The 1,831-nt window shown below is 59.4% G+C and carries 1 protein-coding gene; it reads left to right on the top strand.

The genetic code is table 11. The features are described from left to right. Positions 1-124 precede the first annotated feature (124 nt). Positions 125-1,831: PAS domain S-box protein (locus tag KDH09_15145; GenBank protein MCB0221031.1), on the top strand; the 1,707-nt coding region annotated here is incomplete at its 3' end.

The raw sequence follows: 1,831 nt of genomic DNA, 5'->3' as shown, positions 1-1,831 counted from the left end.
TGCCTGCCTGGCGGCCTTCTCTTCGCTTTCGGTAATCGATCGTATTCAGGCCTCAAGGCGGGCCGCCGCGAAACGGACCTGGCTCGCTGTCGGTATGATTGCGATGGGATCAGGGATCTGGGCCATGCATTTCACGGCGATGCTCGCCCTGTCGATTCACGCGCGCGTCGAGTATGATCTCCTCATCACGGCCCTCTCTGTGCTTCCAGCGATCGGAGGAAGCGGCGTAGCGATTCATCTTCTGGCAACCCCATCACCGAACTGGGCGCGTATTCTCGGCAGCGGTCTGCTTATGGCTGTCGGTATCGGCACAATGCATTATACCGGCATGGAAGCGATGATAATGCCGGCAGAGCTGTACTACGACCCCCTGCTTTTCGCGCTCTCTATCGGGGTCGCCTATGTACTTGCCGTTGCCGCGCTCTCGGTTAAGATCAAGCTGGGCACGTCGCGGCGTGCATGGGTTAAGCTAACCTCGGCCTTTGTTCTGGGCGGCGCCGTGTCGGCGATGCATTTCACGGCGATGAAGGCGGCGCGGTTTTATCCGCATACGATTATTACCACAAATGCCCAGACGCTGCCGCGAATGGAGCTTGCCGCCATTATCGTGGTTGTGGCCACGCTGATCATTCTCAGCGCTATGGTCGCCGCGCGCGTTGACCGGTGGATGCAAGATATGCTGGTGACGCTTCAAGAAACCGAGGCGCGTGAACGTTCGGTGCTTGGCGCGCTTACCGACGGCGTGATCGTGACGGACGAGATGGGCGTGATTGGGTCAGTCAACACAGCCGCGTGTCGCCAGTTTGGGCTCGCCGAGAAGGAACTCATCGGTACTCCACTAGCCGCCTTGCTCTGCAATGTGGATATGGGGCAGTACTTTCGCCAGTGTGCGGCCCTGGCTTTGCCCGCGGCGGAGTATGTGGGCGGCTCGCCGATCGAGACCGAGGCGCGGCGAGCCGATGGATCGAGCATCGTGGTATTGTTCTCGAGCGCGCCGTTTATGAAGGACGGCCGGCGCCATTACGGTCACTTGGTGTCGGACATCACCGCCCGGAAACGCGCAGAAAATGGGCTCCGGGAACAGACTGCGCGGGCCAATGACCTGGCCGAGCAGGCCCAGGCGGCCTCACGGGCAAAGAGCGAGTTTCTGGCCAACATGAGTCATGAAATCCGGACTCCGATGAATGGGGTGATCGGCATGACCAGTCTCTTGCTTGAGACGCCGCTCTCTGAGGAGCAGCGCGAATTTGTGGATATCATACGCGTGAGCGGGGACGGGCTGCTTACCATCATCAATGATATTCTGGACTTCTCGAAGATCGAGGCGGGCAAACTCGAACTCGAGGTCGCGCTGGTTGATTTGCGGCGCAGCATCGAAGACGCCCTGGATCTCATTTCGTACAAGGCGGCAGAGAAAGGGATTGAGCTGGCCTACTACATCGATGCCGATGTGCCAAGCCATATCATGGGGGACGCAACGCGGCTGCGGCAAATACTCGTTAACTTGACCAATAACGCGGTAAAGTTCACCGAGTCTGGAGAGATCGTCGTTACTGTGCGGGAAGGCGCAGACCCGGGCGGCGGAGCGCAGAACCTTCTCTTTAGTGTGAGAGACACGGGCCCCGGCATTCCTGCTGATCGGATCGACCGGCTATTCAAGTCGTTCAGCCAGGTGGACGCCTCGACAACGCGGAAGTTTGGGGGCACCGGGCTTGGGCTTACGATTAGCCGCCGGCTCACAGAGCTCATGGGCGGCACGATGTGGGTTGAAAGCGAGGGAATCCCCGGAAAAGGAGCAACGTTCTTTTTTCAACTTCCCGTGGTGGCCGTT

The organism is Chrysiogenia bacterium, assembly GCA_020434085.1.
Lineage (GTDB): Bacteria > JAGRBM01 > JAGRBM01 > JAGRBM01 > JAGRBM01 > JAGRBM01.
This window is presented reverse-complemented; position numbering and strand designations above follow the sequence as displayed.